This window comes from Kitasatospora sp. NPDC001175, from assembly GCF_053598215.1.
This window is the reverse complement of sequence record NZ_JBSFJU010000021.1, coordinates 16,894-41,286: the sequence shown is the minus strand read 5'-3', so window position 1 is coordinate 41,286 and position 24,393 is coordinate 16,894. Positions and strand designations below refer to the sequence as shown.

Annotated in this window: 17 protein-coding genes and 1 pseudogene; 4 read left to right on the top strand and 14 right to left on the bottom strand. The window is 72.3% G+C overall.

Features of this window, described 5'->3' with window-relative positions:
• Positions 1-40: 40 nt before the first annotated feature.
• From ACWDAK_RS17450 to pdxR, 5 genes are all read right to left on the bottom strand, one after another.
• Complete coding sequence (locus tag ACWDAK_RS17450; RefSeq protein ID WP_344640002.1) at positions 41-3,634, bottom strand: hydantoinase B/oxoprolinase family protein; 3,594 nt, start codon at positions 3,632-3,634, stop codon at positions 41-43.
• Between the two features lie 423 nt (positions 3,635-4,057).
• Positions 4,058-4,684, bottom strand: a complete 627-nt coding sequence (locus ACWDAK_RS17445) for a PhoU domain-containing protein (RefSeq protein WP_344640003.1) — start codon at positions 4,682-4,684, stop codon at positions 4,058-4,060.
• 2 nt (positions 4,685-4,686) lie between these two features.
• Positions 4,687-5,070, bottom strand: a complete 384-nt coding sequence (locus tag ACWDAK_RS17440; RefSeq protein ID WP_344640004.1) for an avidin/streptavidin family protein — start codon at positions 5,068-5,070, stop codon at positions 4,687-4,689.
• Between the two features lie 377 nt (positions 5,071-5,447).
• Positions 5,448-6,164, bottom strand: coding sequence for a maleylpyruvate isomerase family mycothiol-dependent enzyme (locus ACWDAK_RS17435; protein WP_344640005.1), 717 nt, complete (start codon positions 6,162-6,164; stop codon positions 5,448-5,450).
• A gap of 67 nt (positions 6,165-6,231) precedes the next feature.
• Positions 6,232-7,638 (bottom strand): MocR-like pyridoxine biosynthesis transcription factor PdxR, encoded by a 1,407-nt coding sequence (gene pdxR / locus ACWDAK_RS17430; RefSeq protein WP_427393887.1) that lies wholly within the window; start codon positions 7,636-7,638, stop codon positions 6,232-6,234.
• A gap of 46 nt (positions 7,639-7,684) precedes the next feature.
• On the opposite strand from pdxR, the gene ACWDAK_RS17425 reads away from it, so the two are divergent.
• Positions 7,685-8,878 (top strand): MFS transporter, encoded by a 1,194-nt coding sequence (locus tag ACWDAK_RS17425; RefSeq protein ID WP_427393888.1) that lies wholly within the window; start codon positions 7,685-7,687, stop codon positions 8,876-8,878.
• Positions 8,879-8,918: 40 nt separating this feature from the next.
• On the opposite strand, the gene ACWDAK_RS17420 is transcribed toward ACWDAK_RS17425, so the two are convergent.
• The 5 genes from ACWDAK_RS17420 to ACWDAK_RS17400 all read right to left on the bottom strand — a co-directional run bounded on the left by ACWDAK_RS17420 (position 8,919) and on the right by ACWDAK_RS17400 (position 16,045).
• A complete protein-coding gene (locus ACWDAK_RS17420; RefSeq protein ID WP_427393889.1) occupies positions 8,919-9,521 on the bottom strand; it encodes a hypothetical protein in 603 nt (200 codons plus the stop codon).
• 83 nt (positions 9,522-9,604) lie between these two features.
• The gene (locus ACWDAK_RS17415; RefSeq protein ID WP_344640009.1) at positions 9,605-11,605 is read right to left on the bottom strand and encodes an RICIN domain-containing protein; all 2,001 of its coding nucleotides are present in this window, start codon (positions 11,603-11,605) and stop codon (positions 9,605-9,607) included.
• A 445-nt stretch (positions 11,606-12,050) separates the two neighbouring features.
• Positions 12,051-14,165 (bottom strand): acetate--CoA ligase, encoded by a 2,115-nt coding sequence (acs, locus tag ACWDAK_RS17410; protein WP_344640010.1) that lies wholly within the window; start codon positions 14,163-14,165, stop codon positions 12,051-12,053.
• Positions 14,166-14,323: 158 nt separating this feature from the next.
• Positions 14,324-15,139, bottom strand: a complete 816-nt coding sequence (locus ACWDAK_RS17405; RefSeq protein WP_427393891.1) for a phytanoyl-CoA dioxygenase family protein — start codon at positions 15,137-15,139, stop codon at positions 14,324-14,326.
• A gap of 60 nt (positions 15,140-15,199) precedes the next feature.
• Entirely contained in the window at positions 15,200-16,045 is an 846-nt protein-coding gene (locus ACWDAK_RS17400) for an RNA methyltransferase (RefSeq protein WP_427393892.1), read from the bottom strand.
• A 420-nt stretch (positions 16,046-16,465) separates the two neighbouring features.
• Here ACWDAK_RS17400 and ACWDAK_RS17395 point away from each other — a divergent pair, with 420 nt between their 5' ends.
• Positions 16,466-17,119: a nitroreductase family deazaflavin-dependent oxidoreductase gene (locus tag ACWDAK_RS17395; protein ID WP_427393893.1), complete on the top strand. Its 654-nt coding sequence runs from the start codon at positions 16,466-16,468 to the stop codon at positions 17,117-17,119.
• Positions 17,120-17,560: 441 nt separating this feature from the next.
• A complete protein-coding gene (locus ACWDAK_RS17390) occupies positions 17,561-18,070 on the top strand; it encodes a universal stress protein (RefSeq protein ID WP_427393894.1) in 510 nt (169 codons plus the stop codon).
• A gap of 52 nt (positions 18,071-18,122) precedes the next feature.
• On the opposite strand, the gene ACWDAK_RS17385 is transcribed toward ACWDAK_RS17390, so the two are convergent.
• Positions 18,123-19,175: a polysaccharide deacetylase family protein gene (locus ACWDAK_RS17385; RefSeq protein WP_344640014.1), complete on the bottom strand. Its 1,053-nt coding sequence runs from the start codon at positions 19,173-19,175 to the stop codon at positions 18,123-18,125.
• 568 nt (positions 19,176-19,743) lie between these two features.
• Here ACWDAK_RS17385 and htpG point away from each other — a divergent pair.
• A complete protein-coding gene (gene htpG / locus ACWDAK_RS17380) occupies positions 19,744-21,660 on the top strand; it encodes a molecular chaperone HtpG (protein WP_427393895.1) in 1,917 nt (638 codons plus the stop codon).
• A gap of 172 nt (positions 21,661-21,832) precedes the next feature.
• Here the strand turns inward: htpG and ACWDAK_RS17375 are convergent, their stop codons facing one another.
• The 3 genes and pseudogenes from ACWDAK_RS17375 to ACWDAK_RS17365 all read right to left on the bottom strand — a co-directional run.
• Positions 21,833-22,339: an SRPBCC family protein gene (locus tag ACWDAK_RS17375; RefSeq protein WP_427393896.1), complete on the bottom strand. Its 507-nt coding sequence runs from the start codon at positions 22,337-22,339 to the stop codon at positions 21,833-21,835.
• 111 nt (positions 22,340-22,450) lie between these two features.
• Positions 22,451-22,717, bottom strand: a complete 267-nt coding sequence (locus ACWDAK_RS17370) for a hypothetical protein (RefSeq protein ID WP_344640017.1) — start codon at positions 22,715-22,717, stop codon at positions 22,451-22,453.
• A 232-nt stretch (positions 22,718-22,949) separates the two neighbouring features.
• Positions 22,950-24,098, bottom strand: a pseudogene (locus ACWDAK_RS17365) (MFS transporter); the annotation flags it as partial.
• Positions 24,099-24,393: the final 295 nt, after the last annotated feature.

The window sequence follows — 24,393 nt, the reverse complement described above, 5'->3', positions numbered from 1 at the left end:
GCCCGTCCGGCCCGCCGGGGCGGCTGAGACGGACGCCGGCTCAGGCGCTGCTGCCGTAGCCGCCGCCTCCGGGGGTCTCCACCACCAGGACGTCGCCTGCCGCCAGCTCGACCGAGTCGCAGCCCGCCAGCCGCACGACGGTGCCGTCCGCGCGCTCCACCCGGTTGGCGCCGAGCGCACCGGGCGCCCCGCCAGCCAGCCCGTACGGCGGGATCCGGCGGTGGCCGGACACCACGCTCACCGTCATCGGCTCGCGGAACCTCAGCCGGCGCACCGCCCCGTCGCCACCGCGCCAGCGGCCCCCGCCGCCGGTGCCCGGCCGGACGGCGAACTCCTCCAGCAGCACCGGAAGCCGCCACTCCAGCACCTCGGGGTCGGTCAGCCGGGAATTGGTCATGTGGGTCTGCACCACCGAGGCCCCGTCGAAGCCCTCGCCCGCGCCGGAGCCGGACCCGACGGTCTCGTAGTACTGGTAACGCTCGTTGCCGAAGCTGACGTTGTTCATCGTGCCGGAGCCCTCGGCCTGCGCCCCGAGGGCCGCGCACAGGGCGCCGACCAGGGCCTGGGAGGTCTCGACGTTGCCGGCTGCCACGGCGGCCGGGGGGCTCGGCGCCAGCATCGAGCCGGGCGGGACGATGATGCGCAGCGGCCGCAGGCAGCCGTCGTTGAGCGGGATGTCGTCGGCCACCAGGGTGCGGAAGACGTAGAGCACGGCGGCGGTGGCGACGGAGGAGGGGGCGTTGAGGTTGCTCTCCAGCTGCGCCGAGCTGCCGGTGAAGTCCACGGTGGCGCACCGCTGCCTGCGGTCCACGCTGACCCGGACGAGGATCACCGCGCCGGAGTCGGTCTCGTATCGGCAGGAGCCGTCGCGGAGCCGGTCGATCACCCGCCGCACGGCCTCCTCGGCGTTGTCCTGGACGTGCCGCATGTACGCCTGCACCACGTCGAGGCCGAAGTGGTCGATCATCGCGCCCAGTTCCTCGACTCCCTTGCGGTTGGCGGCGATCTGGGCGCGCAGGTCGGCGAGGTTGCCGGCGGGGTTGCGGGACGGGTACGGCGCCCCGGTGAGCAGGCGCAGCGTCTCGGCCTCGCGCAGCCGCCCGGCCTCGACCAGCGGCCAGTTGTCGAAGAGCACGCCCTCCTCCTCGATCCGGCGGCTGTCGGCGGGCATCGAGCCGGGGGTGAGGCCGCCGATCTCGGCGTGGTGGCCGCGCGAGGCGACGAAGAACAGGATCCGCTCGGCCACCTGGTCGAAGACGGGCGTCACCACGGTGATGTCGGGCAGGTGGGTGCCACCGTGGTAGGGGTCGTTGACGGCGTAGGCGTCGCCGGGCCGCATCGAGGGCCCGCGCCGACGGATCACCTCCTTGACGGCGGTGCCCATCGAGCCCAGGTGGACGGGGATGTGCGGGGCGTTGGCGACCAGGTTGCCGTCCGGGTCGAAGAGGGCGCAGGAGAAGTCCAGCCGTTCCTTGATGTTGACCGACTGCGCGGTGGACTCCAGCCGCACGCCCATCTGCCGGGCGACGGACATGAAGAGGTTGTTGAAGATCTCCAGCAGGACCGGGTCGGCCTCGGCACCGGCGGCGGCTCCCGGCGGGGCGGTCACCCGTTCCAGCAGCAGGTGGCCGAGTTCGCCGACCGTCGCCCGCCAGCCCTCGTCCACCACCGTGGTGGCGCCGGCCTCGGTGACGACCGCCGGTCCGGTGACCGCGGCGCCCGGTCGCAGCGCCTGCCTCCGGTACAGCCCGGCCGGGTGCCACGCGCCGTCCCGGTAGAGCCGCACCTCGCCCGGTGGCTCGGCCCCGCCGCCTTCCGCCGCGCCGAGCGGGGTCAGATCGGGCTGCCGGGTGAGCCCGGTCGCCTCCACCGACAGCGCCTCGACAGTGATCTGACGATCCATCAGGAACGAGTACAGCTGCTGGTGACTCCGCTCGAAGGCCGCGGTCATGGTGTCCGGGTCCGCGAGGTCCACCGGGACGACGGTGTCGGTGCCGTCATAGCGCAGCTGCGCCCGGCGGACGATCCGGATGCGGTCCTCGGGTACGTCCTCGGCCAGCAGTTCGGTGCGGGCCGAGGACGCCAACTCCTCGACGACGCGGTGGATCCGGTCCATCGAGGCGCTCTCCAGCGGGGCCTCCACCGACTGCTCGCGCATCACCGTGGTGTCCGCCAGCCCCATGCCGAGCGCGGAGAGCACCCCGGCCATCGGCGGCACCAGGACGGTCCGGATGCCCAGCGCGTCGGCGACCGCGCAGGCGTGCTGGCCGCCGGCGCCGCCGAAGGTGGTCAGCGCGTAGCGGGTGACGTCGTGGCCCTGCTGCACCGACACCCGCTTGACCGCGTTGGCGATGTTGTCCACGGCGATCCGCAGGAAGCCCTCCGCCACCTGCTCGGGCGAGCGGTCGTCCCCGGTCCTGGCCCTGATCTCCTCGCCGAGTCCGGCGAACGCCCGTCGGACGGTGACCAGGTCGAGCGGCTGGTCGCCGTCCGGTCCGAAGACCTGCGGGAAGTGGGCGGCCTGGATCCGGCCGAGCATCAGGTTGGCGTCGGTCACGGTGAGCGGCCCGCCGCCCCGGTAGCAGGCGGGGCCCGGATCCGCGCCGGCGGAGTCGGGGCCGACCCGGTAGCGGCTGCCGTCGAAGTGCAGTACCGAGCCGCCGCCCGCCGCCACGGTGTGGATCGCCAGCATCGGCGCCCGCAGCCGCACTCCGGCCACCTGGGTGGTGAACACCCGCTCGTAGCGGCCCGCGTAGTGCGACACGTCGGTGGAGGTGCCGCCCATGTCGAAGCCGATCACCCGGTCGTACCCGGCCAGTCGGGACAGCCGCGCCATACCGACGATGCCGCCGGCCGGTCCGGACAGGATCGCGTCCTTGCCCCGGAAGTGCCCGGCCTCGGCCAGTCCGCCGTTGGACTGCATGAACATCAGCCGTACGCCGGCGAGTTCGCCGGCCACCTGCTCCACGTAGCGGCGCAGAACCGGCGAGAGGTAGGCGTCGACGACGGTGGTGTCCCCGCGCGGCACCAGCCGCATCAGCGGGCTGACCTCACTGGACAGCGACACCTGCGGAAAGCCGGTGGCGCGGGCGAGTTCGCCGATCAGCCGCTCGTGCGCCGGGTGCAGGTGGCTGTGCAGGCAGGCCACCGCGACCGCCCGAACGCCCTGCCGGTACGCCTCGCGCAGCTGCTCGGCGAGGGCGTCGAGGTCGGGTTCGCGAAGCACCGTGCCGTCGGCGGTGATCCGCTCGTCCACCTCGATCACCCGCTCGTACAGCAGCGAGGGGAGGACGATCTCGCGGGCGAAGATGTCCGGGCGGTTCTGGTAGCCGATCCGCAGTGCGTCCCCGAACCCGCGGGTGATCACCAGCGCCGTCCGCTCCCCGGTGCGCTCCAGCAGGGCGTTGGTGGCGACCGTCGTCCCCATCCGCACCGCGTCGATGTGCACGCCGTCGAGCGGCTGGTCCGGCGCGAGGCCGAGCAGCGCCCGGATGCCCGCCACCGCGGGGTCGCGGTAGCGGCGGTCCTGGGAGAGCAGTTTGTGCGTGACGAGGCGGCCGTCCGGGCGCAGCGCGACGACGTCGGTGAACGTTCCGCCGCGGTCCACCCAGAACTGCCAGCCCGGTCCTGCCACAGCCGCCTCCGACAAGGGAACCCGTGGATACCGCGGCTTCGAGTATCCGGCCCGGCCGGGCGGGGCCGCAAAAGGACATGCTTGGCGTATCCGTGCGGAGGGCGGAGGTGGCCGTGGCGCCGGTGACGTTCGGGGCCGGTCGTGAGACGGTTCCCGGGGAGCGGCGGGTGGCGCTGGTCCCGGGGTCGGTCGGGCCCGCCGCTGGAGCCCCGGTGACCGCCTCCGCCGCTTTCGCCCGCAGCGTCCTGGCGTTGCTGGACCACCTGCTTCCGCACGGCCTGCTGCCGGCCGGCCCGGCCGACCCCGCCCTGGCCCATCCCTGGTGGTGAGCCATGCGGGTGAACTGCACAGCGAGGCCGTCCGGCGGCTGCTCCTCCAGGCCACCACCGCCGCGGGCCTGCCCTGACGGCCGGCCGAGTACGGCTACGGCCGCACGGCGAACAGGGCGGCGTGCCTGGCCAGTGCCAGCGCGTGGCTCGCGCAGCGCTCGAAGTAGCCGCTCAGCAGTACCGCGTCCACCACGTCCGTCCGCTCAAGCGGCTGTTCGAAGGACAGCAGCTGCCCGTACAGCAGGCGCTGGCGCTGGCCGATCTCGTTGAGACCGGTGTGCAGGTCGGCGATGATCTCGGGTTCCGCGTTCTGCAGCGCGTCGGCGGCCTTGGCGACCATCTCCAGGGCGAGCGAACTCATCCCGCCGAGCGGCTGCCGTGCGGGTTCCGGCAGCGGGCCCCTGGTGCGCCGGACCCAGGCGATCTCGCCGACCCGGCGGATGGCCTCGGCCAGTTGCTGCACCTCGGCACCGACATGGGTGTCCGCGACGACCGACCGCACGTCCCCCGGTGTGGTCCCGTGCCCCGCCAGCAGCAGTGCGGCATCGTCCTCGATCAGGTCGTCGAGCGGCTGCAGTGCCGCCTCGGCGGCCGCCAGTTCCTGGTCCGCTGCGGCGGCCACCGTTTCGAGCGCCACGTGCGACGCCCGGCTCAGGGCCGTCTCCGCCAGCCGGACCATTGCGACCAGGCGCTCGACCAGCGCCGCGTAGGTGTGCGCCATCCCTACGGCTCTCCCTCCTCGGACGCTCCGGGCCGCTGCCTGGTGAACACGTCCTGGCCGACCGTGGTCGCCTCCCAGACGTCGGCCGGACCCGACGGCCGGGTCAGCAGCCAGGTGGCGAAGATCCGCTCCTCGCGCTCGAAGTACTGGCCGCTCCAGCTGGTCACGGAGTCCGGATCGCGCTGCCGGTTGTGCCAGGCGACCGTCCAGCCGACCGCCGCTCCGCGCCCAGGCTGCGTGGACAGCTGATAGCGCCCGGTGACCTCGTACTGCCCGGCCACCTGGCCGGTGCCCGAGGTGTAGGTGCCGCTGATGCCACCCGACGGGTCCGCCGTGAGGTGCATGTGCGAGCCGAACTCGTTGTACCAGTCTCCGGTGATGCTCATCGGTCGCCTCCCTCCGTCAGGGCGCAGCTTCCCCACCATGGTCGGTCTCTCCCGCAGCCTTCGCACCGCAGAGAGCGGCGGGCGGGCGGTGCGGCGGAGGGTGGGCGGGCGTGGGACCCGGCCTTCGACGGAGGAAGCTCCGAGGTCTGCCGTGTCGGCGGCGCACCGGATGGCGGCCCGGCGCTTACCAGGGCGCGAGCTGGGCCCCGGGGCAGCCGATGAAGAGCCGCCGTCCCGCATCGCCGTCCCGGTACTGGCGTCGTTCCGGGGGAAGTTCCAGTTCTACGTTCAGAACCAGCCGACCGGACCGGCCGGGCCCGGACCCTCGCCGCGCGCGGTCCGGGTCCGGCCGCGCGCGTCCGGCGAGCACCGGCCGTTCAGGTCCATCCGGGGGCCGGAGGCTGCGGCCAGGCCGGCGGGTCCGGCAGCGGCTGGTCGGCGCCGAGCCGGGTGCCGGGGGTACGGCCGCTGAGCCAGCCGAGGACGGCGTGGCCGGGGCCCGTCACGGTGGGGCCGCTCCCGGAGAGCTGCCAGGACCGGCCGAGGTCGACGGCCTCGACCCGGGCGAGCGGGAAGTCGCCTGCGGCCAGTGCGGCGAGGGTGTCGTCGAGGGCCCATGCCACGTAGTCGCCTGACCAGTCGGCCGTCCCGTAGCCGGTGTTCAGGTCTATGTGGTGGGTTTCCAGTTCGCGTCGGCAGCGGTGCAGGGTGTACCAGGCCGGGTGCCGCCAGCCGGCCAGGGCGGTGACCGGGGTGTCCCAGCGTCCGGCGGGCATCTCGGCGACGGCTGAGGCCAGTTGCTCAAGCCGGCCGCGCAGATCGGCCGCGAGTTCGGCGGCGGGACGGCCGGAGCCCTCCTGGACGGCCCGGGCCAGCGCCGCGGCGTCGGCCCGCGGCCCGGGCTCGAGACCGGTGCGGGCCACCGCGAGCAGCCACAGGTAGGCGTCGACACTGCGGGCCACATGGGTGACGACGTGACCGCGGCTCCAGCCGGGCAGGGCCGAGGGCGCCCGCACGTCCTCGTCGGTCAGGCCCGCGAGGGCGGCGGTGAACCGCGCGCCGGATCGGGCGACGTCCTCGATAATGCTCAGCACGTCCGTACCGTAACACCGCCCAGCAGCAAGGGGTTTGGGCGCCCGGCCGGTGCCGTTGCCGGTGGGCTCAGCCGCCGACGAGCAGGCCCCCGACCACGGCGATGCCGGCCGCGATGGCGCGCACGGGAACGTTGCCGAACCCCAGGACCAGCTGCGCCGGCGTCCGCACGGGCTCCGAGCGGCACTGGGTCATCCCGTACAGGCCGACGGACCGGGCCCGGGCCGCGGTGATGACGCTCTGTTCGTCAACGGCCGCGCCCAGGGTCACGACCGCGTGGAAGCCCGCCGCCAAGCCGGTCAGCCGAACTCCGGGGGCGTGTTCGGCGAGCGCCTCCACCAGGGCGGTGCGCCGCGCCGCGTAGCCGGTCCGCATCCGGCGCAGATGCCGGTCGAAGCGGCCGGACTCGATCAGCCGGGCGAGGGCGAGCTGGTCGAGGGTGGGCGAGCCGCGGTCGCTCAGCTGCTTGTTCTCCACGATCTGCGCAAGGAGTGCGGGCGGACAGAGCATCCAGCCGATGCGCAGTGCGGGCGCCAGTGACTTGCTGACGGTGCCGATCGAGATGACGCGGTCGGCAGCGAGGCCCTGCAGTGCGCCCACCGGCTCGCGGTCGTAGCGGAATTCGGCGTCGTAGTCGTCCTCGATCACGACCGCGTCCCGGCGCCGGGCCCACTCGATCAGCGCGAGCCGCCGCTCGGGGGCCAGGGCCACCCCGGTCGGCCACTGGTGGGCCGGGGTCACCACGACGGCGCGGGCGTCGGTCGCGTCCAGGGCGCGCAGGTCGATGCCGTGCCCGTCGACCGGTACGGGGACCGCCGACAGGCCCGCCCCGGCGGCGGCCGCGGCGACGGTGGCGGGCGTGCCGGGATCCTCGTAGGCCACCGTGCGGACACCGGACCGGGCCAGGGCGCGCAGGGCCAGGCCGAGTCCCTGGGCGTAGCCGGAGCAGATCACCGTCCGTTCCGGGTCGGCCGCGGCGGAGCGCACCCGGCGCAGGTAGCCGGCCACCACCTCGCGCAGCTCCGCGTGGCCGCGCGGGTCGCCGTAGTCGAAGTCCACCGTCGGCATCCGGCGCGCCGCCTCGCGCGTGGCCCACAGCCAGTCGGCGATCGGAAACGCGTTCAAATCCGGTACGCCCCAGCGGAAGTCGGCCAGCAGACGGGGCGCGGGAACGGACTGCGGCGCGGACGACGGCGGTACCACCGCGCCGGCCGCCACCCGGGTCGCGGAACCGGTACGGGTCACCAGGTAGCCCTCGGCACGGAGTTGCGCGTAGCAGTCCTGCACCAGACCTCGTGACACGCCGAGCCGCCGGGCGAGTTCGCGGGAGGACGGCAGCCGTTCCCCGACCTGGATCCGGCCGGTCCGGATCGCCTCCCGCAGCCGGTTTTCGAGCTGCGAGCGCAGCGGCACACCGCTGCCCCGGTCGATGACCAGCAGCAGATCGGGTGACAGACCGGACCACTCCAACGGCATGGAATTGGAGCTTACCGGTGGTCCGCTCGGCCGTTAGCGTCCTCGCGTGACCACTTCGCTCAACTCCTCCGCCCTGAGCTCCGGTTCACGGCCGCCGCTGGTGACCAGGGCGCTGCTGCTGCGGTTCGTGTCGATGATCGGGGCCTCGGCCAGCTTCTACCTGCTGCTGCCGGTCGTTCCGCACTACGCCGATGCGTCGTCCGGCGGCGGTGCCGCGGGACTGGCCACCGGCGCTCTGATGCTGGCGACAGTCGCGGGTGAGCTGGCCGCGCCGCGCCTGATCGCCCGCTTCGGCTACCGCATCGCGTTGGCGACGGGGCTGGTCCTACTCGGCGCGCCCGCGCTGGTGCTGATCGCCGCCACCGGTACCGGGTGGATCGTCGCCGTCTGTCTGCTCCGGGGGCTGGGCTTCGCGTTCACGGTCGTCGCGGGCGGTGCGCTGACGGCGTCGCTGATCCCGGCCGGGCGGCGCGGCGAGGGGCTGGCGCTGGTCGGCATCGTGTCCGGGGTGCCGTCGCTGGTGGGTCTGCCGCTGGGGATGTGGCTGGCCGCGCACGTGGGGAACGGGCCGGTATTCACGGCCGCGGCCGTGGCCGCGCTGGCCGCGATCCCCTCGGTCCCCGGACTGCCCGACCGGGAGCGGACTTGCGGGCGGTCGGCGGGCGTGGTGGCCGGGTTCCGCTCGCCGGCTCTGCTGCGGCCCGCCGTCGTCTTCGCGGCTACCGCACTGGCAGCCGGGATCATCGTGACCTTCCTGCCGCTCGCCGTACCCAGGTCGTCCACCGCTCTGGTCGCCGCGGCCCTGTTCGTCCAGCCCGCGGCCGCGACCGTGGCCCGCTGGCTGGCCGGCCGGCACGGCGACCGGCACGGCCCGGCCGGGCTGGTCCTGCCGGGCCTGCTCGTCTCGGCCGCCGGCACGCTCCTGACGGCGCTGACCGGCAGCCCCGTCGCCGTTGTCGCCGGCGTGGCACTGTTCGGCCTCGGCTTCGGCGTCTCCCAGAACGCCACCCTGACGCTGATGTACGCACGGGTCCCCGCCGCCGAGTACGGCATCGTCTCCGCCCTGTGGAACTTCGCCTACGACGCGGGCATGGGTGTCGGCGCCCTCGCCTTCGGTGCGGCCGCCGGGCGGACCGGTTACCCGGCGGCCTTCGCCCTCACCGCCGTGCTGATGCTCACCGCGCTGGCCCCGGCCCGGCGCGACCGCGCGGCGGCCAGCTCCCCGGGGTCCCCCGGCTGACCGGCGGGCAACGCGGGAGTGACAGCCATCCGACTGGCAGTCAGCGCCCGCGTCCCGCCGGGATCGACCGCCGCTTCCGGTGCAGCACCGCTGCCACCGCCGCGGCCACGACCACGACCGCGGCCACGGTGCCGCCGATGACGGCACCGCTGCCGCCGGAGTGCGAACTCGTGGGCGCCGCCGCCTCCGGCGCCGCGCTGCTCCGGGCGGGCGCGGGAGCGGTCGACGGGGCGGTGACCGACGGCGCGGCGGCCGACGGGGCCGGCCCCTCCGGTACGGCGGTCACGTCGGCCTCGGCCTCACCGTGGCCGAGATCGGGGAAGGCGGATTCCACGGTGACCTTCCAGTGGCCCGGGGGCAGCGCCTCGGCGGTGGTGTAGGCGGCCTGCACTCCGGCGACCGGGACCAGCTGCCACGGGCCGACCGTGCGGCCGTCCGCGGCGACCGCACTGAGGGTCCCGGTGACCGGCTGGTCCACAGGGTCGTTGTCGTCGTCGTAGCTCGCGATGGCGCGGGTGTGCCCGTCGCCCTGGGCCGTGATCGCGAAGTGGATGCTGTCGCCGTGCGCGGCCGCCGGGAGGGCCGACCCGAGCACGGCGAGCCCGGCGAGCGCCAGGGCGGCGGGCAGAGAGGAACGACGCATCGGTGGACTCCTGAAAAGAGGGGGGAGGTGGGGCGGGAGAGGACTCCCGCCCCACCTCCGGGGGGAATGCCGGCCTGGGGGTGTCAGGAAGCCGGCTGGATGGTCCAGTTCTGGTACGCCTGCTGGTTCGGCTGCTGCAGCTCGAGCAGCCAACCGCCGTAGTACCAGCGGTTGCTGGCCCCGAGCACCAGCGAGGAGCCCTTGGGGGTGAGGGTGTACCCGCTGCCGGCGGCGGTCAGCTTCCAGTCCTGCGAGTCCTTGTTCCCGCACGGCTGCTGGAACACGAACTGGCCCTGCGCGAGGTCGCCTCCGACCTGGAGGCACTTGCCGGACAGCACGCTCTTGACCCGGACGTTGCCGTCGCCCGCGTCGTCGAACAGCCACTGCTGGTTCTGGTAGCCGGTGCGCTGGTAGGCGATCAGCACGTCACCGTCGTTGCTCGAACCGCCCCACATGTCGGCCACCTGGCCGGTGAGGCTGTTGGACATCAGGTACGGCGTGCCGGGCTTGGTCGGACCGGTCGGGTTCGTCTTGGCGATCGTGTGGAACGAGGCCGCACGACCGGGCTGCGAGGTGCTGCCGCTCTGGTCGCGGACCGCCACTGCCACCTGGTAGTCGGTGTCCGGCTGCAGCGAGACCAGCCGCACCACGGTCGACGTCACGGTGCCGATCGCGCGCCCGTTCAGCCGGATCTCGTACCCGGCGGCGGAGTCGGCCTTCGGCCAGGAGAGGACCGCGGAGTTCTGGGTGACCTGGCTGACCGTCACGTTCGGCGCCTTGCCCGGTCCCTTGCTCGAGGTCGGGCTCGGGCTCGGGGTCGATGTCGGCGACGGATTGGGGTTGGGGTTGGGGTTGGTGCCGTTGTCGGCCATCAGGAAGCGGTTGTTGGCCACGTTCCAGTGCGAGGACAGGTAGCTGCCCGGCTTGGGGTTGGTGTTGAAGTAGTTGTCCTTGGTGCAGTCCAGCCGGTCCTGCTGGTTCTGGTCCGGGCAGACCGTCCGCATCTTCGGGTAGTACGGGGCGTCCGAGTAGCACATCAGGTCCCAGTCGACCGTGCAGTGCCCGGCCTTGCTGGAGTCCGGCGCGCTGTTGTTCACCGCACCGAGGTTGTGGCCCAGTTCGTGCGCGGCGACATGGCCGCTCCAGCAGCCCGAGTCGCTCCGGCCGTAGGAGGGGCCGAAGTTGCTCAGGTTGTCCTGACTGGGGCGCTCGTCGCCCGCGAAGGTGCCGATGCCGCAGTACACCTGGGCGTCGGCGAACATCATGTACTTGCGGTCCTTGTGGTTGAAGCCCTTGGCCGCCAGCGCGTCGTTGGTCGCGCCGAACTCCTTCATCGCCGAGTCGGGCAGCTCGACGTCGAGCACGTTGGCGCTGCAGTCGGCGTCGGTGACGAACCGGACGTGGCGGGTGCCCCCGGTCTGCTGGGCACTGGCGTTGTAGATGACGTCGACGTCCGCGGCCCACTTCTTGAAGGAGGCCAGGTACTGGGCGTACCGGTCCTCGCCGGAGCCGTGCACGTACAGCACCTGGACCCGGTTGCCGCTGCTGCCGTCACCGTCGCAGACCACCGTGGAGCCGCCGGCGGCGGCCTTGCCCGGGCTCGCCGAAGCCGGCGCGGCAGAGGCCAGCGTGGCACCGGTCTGGGCGTTCAGCACCGGCGGCGCGCCCTTCAACAGGTCGTCGGCCGCGGGTGCCTGGGAGTCGCCGTGCAGGTCCGGGTTGGGTGCCACCGCCGCCACGGCGGGGGCGACCGTCTTGTGGATGTCCACGTCCTTGGGGGCCGTGTCCGGACCGTGGGTGCACAGATCGGCGGCGGAGGTGCGGAACACACCCGCGCACTTGTCGTCCTTGGTCGCGACGGTCAGCCCCGTGTAGACCATGCCGCGCGCCGGATCGCTCTTCGGTACCGAGCCCAGCGGGGCCGGCGCCTCCTTGTGCTGCGGCGCCGCCGCGGGGGACGGCGGCGAGTCGTCACCCGCGGCGACCTGGGCCACCTGCGCCGTGGCGGCCGTGTGCGCGTCCTGACCGCTCGTGGCCACGTTGAGCCCGACGGCGGTGGCGATCACGCCCGCCGTCACGGCCACTGCCGTGATCACAAGCGGGCGACGGTTCCGCCGCCGGTGTGACGCTCTGTTCCGTGCCATGTAACCCTCCCTGTCGGCATGAGGGGTTCGCTGCCGACGTATTGGGAGAGCAGGGGCCTCGGCTCGGATAACAGAAAGTCGGCCAAAATTTTTTTCAGCTGATCCAGCCCGGCCTGAAGAGCCCCGCAGGCCGGCTTCGTTCGTGTCCGGCCGAGGTGGGCCGACCGGTTCGGACGGGCTGCGCGGGCAGGGTGGCATCCGCTCCGGGTGGCGGCGCCGCACGGGGCCGTGCGGTCAGCACGGGACGACGAGGAGCAGGGCGAGGACGGCGCCGACCGCTGTCACCGAGCTGCGGACGGCCGTCACGGCGCAGCCGTCCCCCCTCAGGACACGCCACCCACCCCTCGCCGCATCCGGCCCGCCGGCGAGCGGAGTTGAGGTCCGCTCACTCGGCCTTGCCGAAGTCGCCGATCTCCTCGGCCTCCTGGGCGGTGAGTTCGCGCGGGACCTCGCCCCGCGCGAGCTTCGCGCTCTGCACGCGGTGGCGGATGTCGTCGACGATCTCGGGGTTCGCCAGGGTGCTGATGTCGCCCACGTCGGCGAAGTTGGAGATACCGGCGATGACCCTGCGCATGATCTTGCCCGAGCGGGTCTTGGGCATGTCCGGCACGATCCACACGTGGGCGGGCCGGGCGAGCTTGCCGATCTCCCGTTCAATGGCCGCGGTGACCTTCTGCCCGCTCTCCGGGCTCGGGCTCAGCCCCGGCTTCAGCGCGACGTACATCTCGACCACGCGGCCGCGCACCTCGTCGACCGCCGGCACCGCCGCCGCCTCGGCCACCTCCTCGACGGTGAGGGCCGCCGACTCCAGCTCCTTGGTACCGAGCCGGTGGCCGGCCACGTTGATCACGTCGTCGATCCGCCCGAGGATCCTGAAGTACCCGTCACTCGCCTGCACGGCGCCGTCACCGCACAGGAACGGCCAGTCGTGCCAGTCCTTGCTCCCGGGGTCGCGGCAGTACCTGCCGTAGTAGACGTCGACAAAGCGCTCGGGCTGTCCCCAGATCGTCTGCAGCACGCCGGGCCAGGGATTGCGGATGCAGATGTTGCCCGCCCGGCCGCTGCCGGCCTCGACCACCGCACCGTCCTCGTCGTAGATCACCGGGAGGATGCCGAGTGCCCCGGGCCCGCAGCTGCCTGGCTTCATCGGCTGCAGGGCGGGCAGGGTGGTGCCGAGGATGCCGCCGGTCTCGGTCATCCACCAGGTGTCCACGATCACCGCCTGCCCCTTTCCGACCTCGTCGTGGTACCAGCGCCAGACCTCGGGCTCGATCGGCTCGCCCACGGTGGTCATCAGCTTGAACCGGTGGTGGTACCTGGCCGGCTCGTGCGGGCCGAGCTTGCGCAGCATCCGGATGGTGGTGGGCGCGGTCTGGAAGATGTCCACCCCCAGCCGCTCGGCGATCCGCCAGCAGCGGCCCGCGTCGGGGTGGGTCGGCATGCCCTCGTACAGCACGCTGGTGGTGCCGAGCGCCAGCGGCCCGTAGACGATGTACGAGTGGCCGGTGATCCAGCCGATGTCGGCGGCGCACCAGTAGGTGTCCTCGGGGTGGATGTCCAGGTGGTACCTGGCGGTGCCCGCCGCATAGGCGAGGTAGCCGCCGGTGGAGTGCTGGCAGCCCTTGGGGCGGCCGGTGGTCCCGCTGGTGTACATCAGGAAGAGCGGCGCCTCGGCGGGCATGGACACCGGCGGCACGCTCCGGCCGCGGTAGCCGCCCAGGAGGTCGTCCACGAAGAAGTCGCGGCCCAGGACCATGGGGGTCCGCGAGGCGTACCGCCCCGGGTGCCGCCGCCACACCAGGACCTTCTCGATCTCCCGGCCGTTCCTGCGGGCGGCCTCCACCGCCTCGTCGGCCTTGGCCTTGTGGTCGACCAGCGAGCCGCCCCGGTAGTAGCCGTCCACCGTCACCAGGACCCGGCTGGCCGAGTCGGCGATCCGATCGCCGCAGGCGGCGCCGCTGAACCCGCCGAACACCTCGGAGTGGATCACGCCCAGCCTGGCGCAGGCCAGCATCGCCACCGGCAGCTCGGGGACCATCGGCAGGTGGAAGGTGACCCGGTCACCGGCCTCCAGCCCGCAGAACTCACGCAGCAGCGCGGCGAATTCGTTGACCCGCCGGTACAGCTCCTGGTAGGTGATCGTCTCGGTGGCCTGGTCCTCCGGCTCGGGCACCCAGATCAGGGCGGCCTTGTTCCGGCCGGTGGGCAGATGCCGGTCGACGCAGTTGTAGCAGGCGTTCAGCCTGCCGCCGGTGAACCACTTCCAGAACGGCGCATTCCCGGCGTCCAGGACCGTGTGCCAGCGGGTGTCCCAGCTGAGCAGGTCGGCGTACTCGTTGAAGCAGTCGGGGAAGTGCTCCTCACCGAACCGTTCGAGGATCCCGGGGTCGGCGGCGTTCGCCTGGGCGACGAAGGCGGCCGGTGGCCGGTACGTGCGCTCCTCGCGCCAGTGGACCGCGATCTGTGCCTCGGAGAGCTGGGCCCCTGTCTCCGGCGCCATGGCAATCGACCTCCCGCCGCGGCACTCCCACCGCACCGGGCCGGGCGACGGGCCGGAGAGCCTCCGCTGCCGCACCGTGTTCGCGGGATCAAGGATATCGCCGGGAGGTGCCGCCGGGCCGACCTGCGGGCGATGCCCAGGCGGGCCGGCGCCCCGCGTCAGACCGGTCGGCGCCCCGTGTCATCGGGCAGGCCCAGCCCGAGCCGGACGGCGCGTTCGACCGGCGAGTACGCGCCGTCGCTCCGGTCGAGCTCGAGCAGCCCGGTCGGCACCAGCGGCGGCTGGGCGATGAACCTGGGGCGGGTACCGCGGTTGGGCTGCGCGGCGTGGATCAGGAACGGGTGGCACAGGTAGACGTCGCCGGCCCGGCCGGTGGCGAGGGCGGTCGGCCGGTCGGGGGCGTCGAGCCTGCCCGTGGTGTCCATCTCCGTGCAGAGGCCGAAGAGGTCGGCACCGCGCTCACCGGCGGGCTCCAGGAACGGCGGGACGTCCAGATGCGAGCCGACCTTGATCCGGGTCGGCCCGTGGTCGGCGTCGACGTCGGAGAACAGGAACAGCATCAGCAACGCCCGGCCGCGGGAGCGGAGGTTGAGCCAGTACCCGCTCTCACCCTCGGGGGTGTAGCTGGCGTCCATGTGCCACCCGGTGTCACCGGGATCGTCGGGGTGGGGGAACCGGATCGGGAAGGTGCCGAGGCCGACGCGCGGCACCCACCGGCCCGCGCCGACCAGTTGGTCGAAGGCGGCATGCAGGCGCGGGGTCGTGGCCGCCCGCTGGAACGGCTCCTCGGCGTAGCCGTCGAGCCTGACGACCGGCTCGGTCCACGTTCCGGGGTCGTCCGGGTCGAGCCCCGTCCCACGCCACAGGAACGCCCGGCACTCCTCGGCCAACGGGCGCGGAAACGCCTCTTCGAGATGGACGAACCCGTCGGTGACGAACCGTTCGATCTGTTCTGCTGTCAGCACTTCCTGCACGCCCGCGATTCTCGGCCGCGGTTGCGCAGGTGGGCAACCGAGTTGTTCGGCCGGTCGGTCTCACACCGGGCGCGGACCGCGCCTCGCGGCTGCGATCCGCTGCCGGGCGGCCTCGTACAGCACCGCGGTGCCGGCGTTGGCGGCGTTCAGCGAGCTCGCCGCGCCGGTCATCGGGATGCTCACCGTGTGGTCGCACAACTCGCGCCAGGCGTTGCTGAGTCCACTGGTCTCATTGCCGACCAGCAGCAGCACCGGCTGGGTGAAGTCGAAGTCGAAGACGTCGCAGTCGCCGTGCTCGTCCGTCCCCACCAGCGTCACCCCGCGCCCCGAGGCCCGCTGACCGGCCACCCAGTCCGCCACCTCACGGGGCGCGGGCACCCGGACCGCGGGCAGGGCGAACAGCGAACCGGTGCTGGCGCGCACCGACTTGGAGTCGTAGACGTCGGCGGCGTGCCCGGCCACGATCACGCCGTGCGCGCCGAACGCGTCGGCCGAGCGGATGATGCTCCCGATGTTCCCCGGACTGGTCGGCCGGTCGAACAGCACCCCGAGGAAGTCGTCCCCCACCGGGATCCGGTCGAGGTCGTCGGCGGGCATCCCCACCACGGCGATCACCTCGGGCGCGGACTCGTTCTTCTCGCCGAGTTCGGCCAGCAGCTCCGGGGCCATTGCGATCTGCTCGGTCCGCACCGTCCGCAGCAGCTCCTGACCCCAGCGCGAGAGGTTCCGGCTCCCGTCGAAGATCAGTGCGCGCACCGGCCAGCCGTGCTCCACCGCCAGCGAGATCGGCCGCACGCCCTGCACCAGGAACTCCCCCGCCCGCTGCCGCTTGTTGCGGTTGGTGAGCAGCGCCTGCCACTGCTGGAACCGCGCGTTGCGTGAGGTGATCCGCTGGACCGCTGGCACCTTGCCTCCGGGGCGTGAGTGTGTTTGCCGGACCGTCAGAGTTTCTACCGGTGTCCGCCGCAGACTACCGGTCGGGCTGGCGCGAGACGACGGACGATGTCCAAGTGATCGTCCGTCAGTGACGTACCCGACCAGGCTGTTTGGCGTGTGCCACCCTCATCGTGCCTGCCGACGAGACGCGTTGCCCAGCTCGTCGCGCACGTGTTACGGTCCAGCCGAGCCCCGTATGGGCCTACATCTGGAGGTAGCGGCTACTCAGCCACCACGGAGATCGGCACGTTCCGTCTCCCGCAGCTCGTCAATCCCCGTCCTGGGGTTGCTGCGCCTCCATTTTCCACTGCGTAGGCATGCGGGGTGTTTCCGTGCCGTTCTCCCGTGGCGCCGCCCTCCGATCGACGGAATCGACACGAGAGGCAGTGCATGAGCGAGGAACAGGCCCGCAGCTGGGCCGATTTCGACGTCAACGCTTTCCAGCGCCGGGTCATCGCCGAGTTCCGGGCGAACAACGGGCGGATGACCGGCATGTTCGAGGGCTGGTCCCTGGCCGTACTGACGACCACCGGCGCCAGGACCGGCCTGAGCCGGGAGAGCATCCTCGGGTACCTCGAACTCGATGGGAACGGGGTCGTCGTGGCGTCCGCGAACGGTGCGGACCGGCATCCCGCCTGGTACCACAACATCCGGAAGAACCCGGTCGTGACGGTAGAGACCGGCACCGAGACCTACCGGGCGATCGCCGCCATCCCGCCGGGCCGGGAGCGGGACGCCCTCTTCGAGCGCGTGGTCGCCGAGGCGCCCGGGTACGCCGACCACCAGGCCAGGACCTTCCGGGAGATCCCGGTCATCGTGCTGCACCGGATCGAACCCGCCCCTGGCGAGGAGCGGGTCAAGGGCATGGGCGACCGGATCACCGAGGTGCACGACTGGCTGCGCCGGGAACTGGACGCGCTCCGCGCCCAGGCGGACCGGCCGATCGAGGGCAGCGCCGACACCGTCGAGCTGACACCGGGGGATCTGGCGCGGCAACTGCGCACCCAACGGGCGCACAGATCCGCCCCGGCAGTCGACCGGTGAGCCCCGGACGCGAGCGGCACGGCGGGCGTCGCCACCGGGCGCGATCATCAAGAAGGATCCGCAAGGAAAGTGTGTAGATCCAGTGAATTTTTGCCAGATCAACGACTGGCTAGCCGGACACCGGAGCCCGTCACCCTAAGATCCGCCACCCCTCCGGCGCGCCGGTGACAGCACCCGGAGCGGCGCACGACGGGACACCCCGACGGGATCTCGCCGCAGGTCAGGCCATGCCGGCACGGGGACGGCCACGCTCGCCGGAAGCGCCCCGAACACCTCCGCAACACCCAGATGACACCCGCCAGCCATCAAAATTCCTAAGCATGGAAGGCGAAAGCGATCAGATGCTTTCGATTTGCAGGGAGATCGGCGAGCATGTCAGCATAATCACAGGGATCGGGATTGATCCCGTGGAGCGATCGAGAACGGAAGTAGTCAAGTCCCATGTCGCACGGCGCGCGTGTCATCGTCGGAGTGAGTGGCTCGTTGAACAGTCTGACCGCACTGCACCGCGCGGTCGACGAGGCCCGCGCCCAGCAGGCGGTGCTGGTTCCCGTGCTGGCCTGGACGCCCGTGGGCGGCGAGCTCAGCTACCGCGCCCACCCCTGCCCGCCGCTGCTGCGCGCCTGGGAGACGGCCGCCAGGGCGCGGCTGGAGCGCGCCTTCGAGGAGGCGTTCGGCGGGTTCCCCGTCGGCGTCGAGGTCGAGCCGCTGGTGATCCGCGGTGACGCCGGACCGGCCCTGGTCCACGTCGCGGACCGGCCGGGTGACCTGCTGGTCATCAGCACCGGACGCCAGGGCAGCCTGCAGCGTTACCTCCACGGCTCGGTGGGTCGCTACTGCCTGGCCCACGCCCGCTGCCCCGTCGTCGCCGTTCCGCCGTCCGCCCTCTACACGGACCTGCGGCAGATCTCCCGGGCGGTCGACCTCCGCGAGCTCTCGCACGCCGCCTGAACGCCTTTTGACCGCACCCCGCCCGGCCTCCGGGCGGGGTGCGGTCGTACGGTCAGCAGTCCGGGAAGTCGAAGGTGTAGCCCTGCTGGACCAGCCACGGGAGCAGCTGGGCCAGCGCGGCCACCGTCTGGCTGCGGTCGCCGCCGCCGTCGTGCATCAGGATGATGCCGCCCGGGTGCAGCTCGCGCTGCGCGGTGGCGACGATCTCCGGCACGCCGGGCTTCGCCCAGTCGCGGGTGTCAACCGTCCAGCCGAGCGGGCGCAGACCGTCCTGTACGGCGATCTGGCGGTTCTGCGCACTGAAGTCACCACCGGGGGCCCGGAACCAGGCGACCTTGGCGTCCGGGCCACCGGACTTGAGGATCATCGCCTTGGCTGCGTCGATCTCGTAGACCTGCTGCTCGCGCGGGAGGGTGTGCATCGGCTGCGGGTGGTTCACGGTGTGATCGCACAGGCGGTGGCCCTCGTCCAGGATGCGCTGGACCGTCTTCGGGTTCGCGGCGGCCTGGGGGCCGATCTCGCAGAAGGTCGCCTTGGCGTGGTACTGCTTCAGCAGATCGAGGATCGCGCCGGTGGCCGGGCCGGGGCCGTCGTCGAAGGTGAGCGCGACCGTCTTGCCGCCGCTCGCGGTGCGGTACACGATCGACGAGCCCGGAGCGTCCGGCGCGGCGGTGGCGGCAGCGGGTCCGGTAGTCGCCGCCGGGGCCGGGGTGCCGGGAGCGGGCGCGTGCCGGGTGGGGGCCGCGGGGGCCGCGGTGCCGGAGGCGGGTGTGCCGGGAGTCACGGGACCGGGGGCCGGGGTGCTGGGCGTCGCGGCGCTGGGCGCACCGGCGGCGGGGAGCGCTGTGGTGGCGACGGTGATGCCGGGAGCCGCCGTACCGGGCGCACCGGCAGTGGTGGCGGCCACGGAGCCGAGCGCTGCCCTGCCGGGGGCCGACTGTGCGGTCGCCGACGCGGTGGCGCCTGCGTGGATGCTCGGGCTCGCGGCGGCGGAGGCGCCGTTCGAGGTCGGCCCGCACGCGCAGGCGAGGGCGAGCGGGAGGAGGGCGGCGCATCCTGCGGCGGCCCGGCGAAGAATCGTGCGGGTCGTGCCCTGATCCGGCATGGCTGTTACTCCTGGGGTCGTACAAAGGCCCGGCATGACACCGGGCTTCCCTTCGACAATGGCCGTCGATCGCGCGCTTCCAAAGCGTTCACGGCTTCTTGAGACCGTTCTCACGTTCGGCGGGGGCGACTGTGACGGGGCTCTCATAGTCAGCTCCTCGGCCAGACAGCCGTCCTCCCCCTGCTGTCCTCCCCCTGCCGTCCTCCCCTGCCGTCCTTCGCGGTCCGCAGCCGACGGCGCACGGGCGCAGCTCGTCGCGCACACCGTCCGCACCTGCCCCGCTCCACACTCCCCGCGCTCCCCGGCGCTCCCCCGCCTCGGCAACTCGGCGACTCGGCGACTCGGCCGACGAGTACGAACGGTCCTTCCGCCCCCGGCCGGAGCGGGTCCGGAGATGACCGGCAACTCCGGGATCGGCGCGCCCCGTTCCCCGCCACCGCCAGGACTTCCGTGGCCGGGACGGGAGTTGACACGCCCGGCGGAAGACAGGACTTGCACGCCGGCCGGTTGATCTACAGTGCTCGGGGTAGTTCCTGTCCCTTGGTGTCCTGAGGAGGAGTCACGAGTCATGTCGACTGAGACGTTCGAGTTCCAGGTGGAAGCGCGCCAGCTGCTGCAGATGGTGATCCATTCGATCTACTCGAACAAGGACGTGTTCCTGCGCGAGCTCGTGTCCAACGCCTCCGATGCGCTGGACAAGCTGCGTCTGGAGGCACTGCGCGACGACGCGCTGGGTGCGGATGTGTCCGACCTGCACATCGAGATCGAGACCGACCGGGAGGCCCGCACCCTGACCGTGCGGGACAACGGCATCGGCATGTCGTACGACGAGGTGATCCAGCTCATCGGCACGATAGCCAACTCCGGTACCGCGAAGTTCGTGCAGGAGCTGCAGGGGGCCAAGGACGCGGCCGCCACCGAGGGCCTGATCGGGCAGTTCGGTGTCGGCTTCTACTCCAGCTTCATGGTGGCCGACGAGGTCGTGCTGCTGACCCGGCGCGCCGGCGAGAGCCAGGGCACCCGCTGGACGTCGACCGGTGAGGGGACGTACACACTGGAGGCCGTGGCCGAGGCACCGCAGGGCACCTCGGTCACCCTGCGCCTCAGGCCCGCGGACACCGAGGACCAGCTCCACGACTACACCTCCGCCTGGAAGATCCGGGAGATCGTCAAGCGGTACTCCGACTTCATCACCTGGCCCATCAGGATGGCCGCCGAGGCCGCCCCGGGCACGGCGGACGGGGACGACGCCGCTGTGCGCGAGCCCGAGACTCTCAACTCCATGAAGGCGCTGTGGGCCCGCTCCCGTGACGAGGTGTCCGACGACGAGTACCACGAGCTGTACAAGCACATCAGCCACGACTGGACCGATCCGCTGGAGACCGTCCGGCTTCAGGCGGAGGGCACCTTCGAGTACCAGGCCCTGCTGTTCCTCCCCTCGCACGCACCGCACGACCTGTACACCCAGGGGTACAAGCGCGGCATCCAGCTCTACGTGAAGCGCGTCTTCGTGATGGACGACTGCGAGGCGCTCATGCCTCCGTACCTGCGCTTCGTCAAGGGCGTCGTCGACGCCCAGGACCTGTCGCTCAACGTGTCCCGCGAGATCCTGCAGCAGGACCGCCAGATCGAGCTGATGCGCCGCCGCCTGGCGAAGAAGGTGTTGTCCACCGTCAAGGACCTGATGACGGGCTCCCCGGAGCGCTACGCCACCCTCTGGCGCGAGTTCGGCCGCGTCCTCAAGGAGGGCCTGCTCAGCGACTACGAGAACCGCGACGCCATCCTCGCCGCCTCCTCGTTCGCCTCCACGCACGACGAGGAGGAGCTGACCACGCTCAAGCAGTACGTGGAGCGCATGAAGGAGGGGCAGGAGCACATCTACTACCTGACCGGCGAGTCCAGGCAGACCATCGAGAACTCCCCGCACATGGAGGCGTTCCAGGCCAAGGGCATCGAGGTCCTGCTCCTCACCGACCCCGTCGACGAGCTGTGGGTGGATTCCGTTCCCGAGTTCGGCGGCAAGCAGCTGCGGTCCGTCGCCAAGGGCGAGATCAACCTCGGCGCCGAGGAGGAGGAGCAGGCCGAGACCGAACGCGAGCAGCGGCAGCAGGAGTTCGCGGAGCTGCTGACCTGGATGGCCGGCCGGCTGAGCGAGGAGGTCAAGGAGGTGCGCCTCTCCTCGCGGCTGACCGTCTCGCCCGCCTGCATCGTCTCGGACACCCACGACGCGACGCCGGCCCTGGAGAACCTGTACCGCGCCATGGGCCAGGAGATCCCCCGGGCCAAGCGCATCCTGGAGCTCAACCCCGGCCACCCGCTGGTCAGCGGCCTCAGGACGGCGCACACCGAGCGCACGGACGACCCGGGCCTCGGTGAGACCGCCGAACTCCTCTACGGCATGGCCCTCCTCGCCGAGGGCGGCCAGCTGCGGGAGCCGGCCCGCTTCATCAAGCTGATGGCCGACCGGCTGGAGCGCGCCCTGTAACCCGCCGTGCCCCTCAGGGCCGTCTCCCCGGCCTGCTGGCCGGGGAGACGGGCGTCCGCCCCGGGGCGATTCCCGGTGTGCCGTCGCCGGGCTCGCTACCGGCGGCATCTCCCGCCCGCCCCGACGGAGTTCGGCTGTGCGAAGGCCGCCGGAAGCCCGCCCCGGGGCGGACTCAGGCTTCGGCGCGCGCCCTGATGCTGTCGAGGGTCGACCGGATGCCCTGTTCCAGCATGCCCATCCGGCGGGCGATGATCTGCTCCTCCTGCTCGGGCTGGGCCTCGATCGCCGTGCTCAGGTACGAGCCGCCCTGTCCGAGCGTGACCGACTGGCGCAGCCGGGTACCGCCGTTCTCGGCCTCCAGGTCGAACCGCCAGCGGGCGACGGGCCGGTCGAAGCCGCCCTGGAGCGCCCGGACCTCCCAGCCGAACGCATGCTCCGGCCGGTAGTCGAAGATCCGCGAGACGGTCTCCCAACTGCCCAGCCGGTCGTTCCGGTTGCGCCCGACGAAGGTCGCGCCGAGGGCCGGCCCGGGAGCGCCGTCCAGCCACTCGACCTCGTACAGCTCCCCGCCGAGTCCGGCCGGCGTGGTGATGTCGCTGACCAGCGCCCAGACCCGCTCCGGCGGCGCGGCCACGTGTACGTTCACCTCGACCGTCGGACTGTCCGCCAACCGCACCATCGCCGTCCTCCCCATAGCACCGTTCTGCCACCGGATACCGTATCCGGCCTGACCGACAGTGCGCTACCGACTAGTAACCAAGCGCGGGTCAGCGGCTCCGGCAGGACCGCTTCAGCAGCTCCGCAGGACGGCCTCGCACTCCCGGCAGCGCCGGTCGTACAGCTTCGGCGGGTACCAGGGCTCTCCCGGCCTGGCCGGCCGGTAGTGGCTGTGTTCCATCGGGTCGGTACTCAGCCCGCACAGCGTCGTCGGCAAAGGGTCCTCCAACGCATCGGGATCGGCCCCCGCCGCGTGGACCAGGAGCACGACCGGCTCGACGCCCTCCGGCCCGATCGCCTGGTCGGGGTCCAGCTCGAACAGCACGATCACAGAACCCATACTGCGACCCTGCGGCAGGACGGCCCCCGGCGCATCCCGGAGCGCCGAGCGCTGCCGCCGTCCTCCGCACCCTGGACTCGGCGCCTCACTCGGATCAACGGGAGCCTGCCATCACGGCCGCCCGCCCGCAGGGGGCTCCGGTCTCCTGGCCGCCGACCAGGAACGACACGGGCGTGCCACCGACGTCAACGCCAGGCCCCCACCGGGCCGAATGATTCTGGGCAAGGTCGTCTCAGGCTCCCTTCCGGCTGTCGGTCGAGTGGTGTCCCAGCGTCAGCAGGGCGCAGACGACGGCCGCGGCGGCGACGCAGACGGTGACGGTGTAGGCGTTGCCGAAGCTTCCCTCGCTCGGGGTCTTGCCCAGGACCAGGACGAGGATCGCGAGCCCGAGCGCTCCGCCGGTGTACTGCGTGGTGGTCAGGATGGCCGCCGCCGTGCCCTGGGCGCTGTCCTGCACGTCCTTGGTGCCTGCGATGTACATACCCGCGAAGGCCATACCCTGGCCGAGTCCGCTGACGACGAGCCCCGGCAGGACCCCCGGCCAGTAGGAGTGCGCGTGGACGCCCAGACCCAGCAGGGCCAACCCCACCGCTCCGACCCCGAAGCCCGTGGCCAGAGTGGCGCGGATGCCGAGCGGCTCGGTGAGGCGGCCCGTGACCAGGTTGCCGGCCACCACGCAGAGCGCGAGCGGGAGGAAGGCCAAGCCCGCCGCCAGCGGCCCGTAGCCGCGCTGGTCCTGCAGGAACAGCGTGATGAGGAAGAACTCGGCGCCGACACTGGCCATGTAGAGCGCGGACATCAGGCCGCCGCCCGCCAGCGAGCGGATCCGCAGCAGTGCGGGGTCGATCAGCGGAGTCACCGACGGCCGGCGGTCGTGCGCCAGCCAGATACCGCCCAGCACCACGAAGCCCGCCAGGAAGGCAAGCGTGGACAAGGAGGTCCAACCGGCCCCCGCGGCCTCGGTCAGCGCGAACACGACGGACAGGATCGCGCTGGTGAACAGTGCGGCACCGGGGATGTTGAGTTCGCGGACCGAGATGCCCGTCCGCTGCCCGGCGGGCAGCACGCGCACGGCGAGCAGGAAGGTCGCCGCCACCAGGGGGACGTTGACGAAGAAGACCCAGCGCCAGGAGAGTTCCGCCGTCAGCGCGCCGCCGATGAGGACGCCGGCCGCCAGGCCCACCGCGCCCAGCGCACCCCAGATCGCCAGGGCCCGCGAGCGCAGCGCACCGGCCGGGAAGGTCGCGCTGATCAGGGCGAGCATCGACGGCGTCAGCGCCGCTGCGCCGATGCCCTGGGCCGCACGCGCGGCGACGAGCAGCCAGAGGTTCCCCGAGATCCCGCCGGCGAGCGAACCGGCGCCGAACAGCAGCAGGGCCCAGAGGAAGAGCCGGAGGGGGGCCGGTCAGGTCGGCGGCTCGCCCGCCGACGACGAGGAAGCTCGCGAAGAACAGCGCGTAGCCCGACACCACCCACTGCAGCCGGTCTGCCGGCAGGCCGAGCCCCGAACCGATGCTGGGAAGAGCGACGTAAATGATGGAGTAGTCGAGGGCCACCAGGAACTGGGCGATCGACAGGGCGACCAGGGCCGCCACCATGCGGCCGCTGAATCCGGCCCGGGACTGGGGCTGCGAAGTGCCCGGTAAGGCCTCAGTGGAAGCTACGAGTTCCTGTGC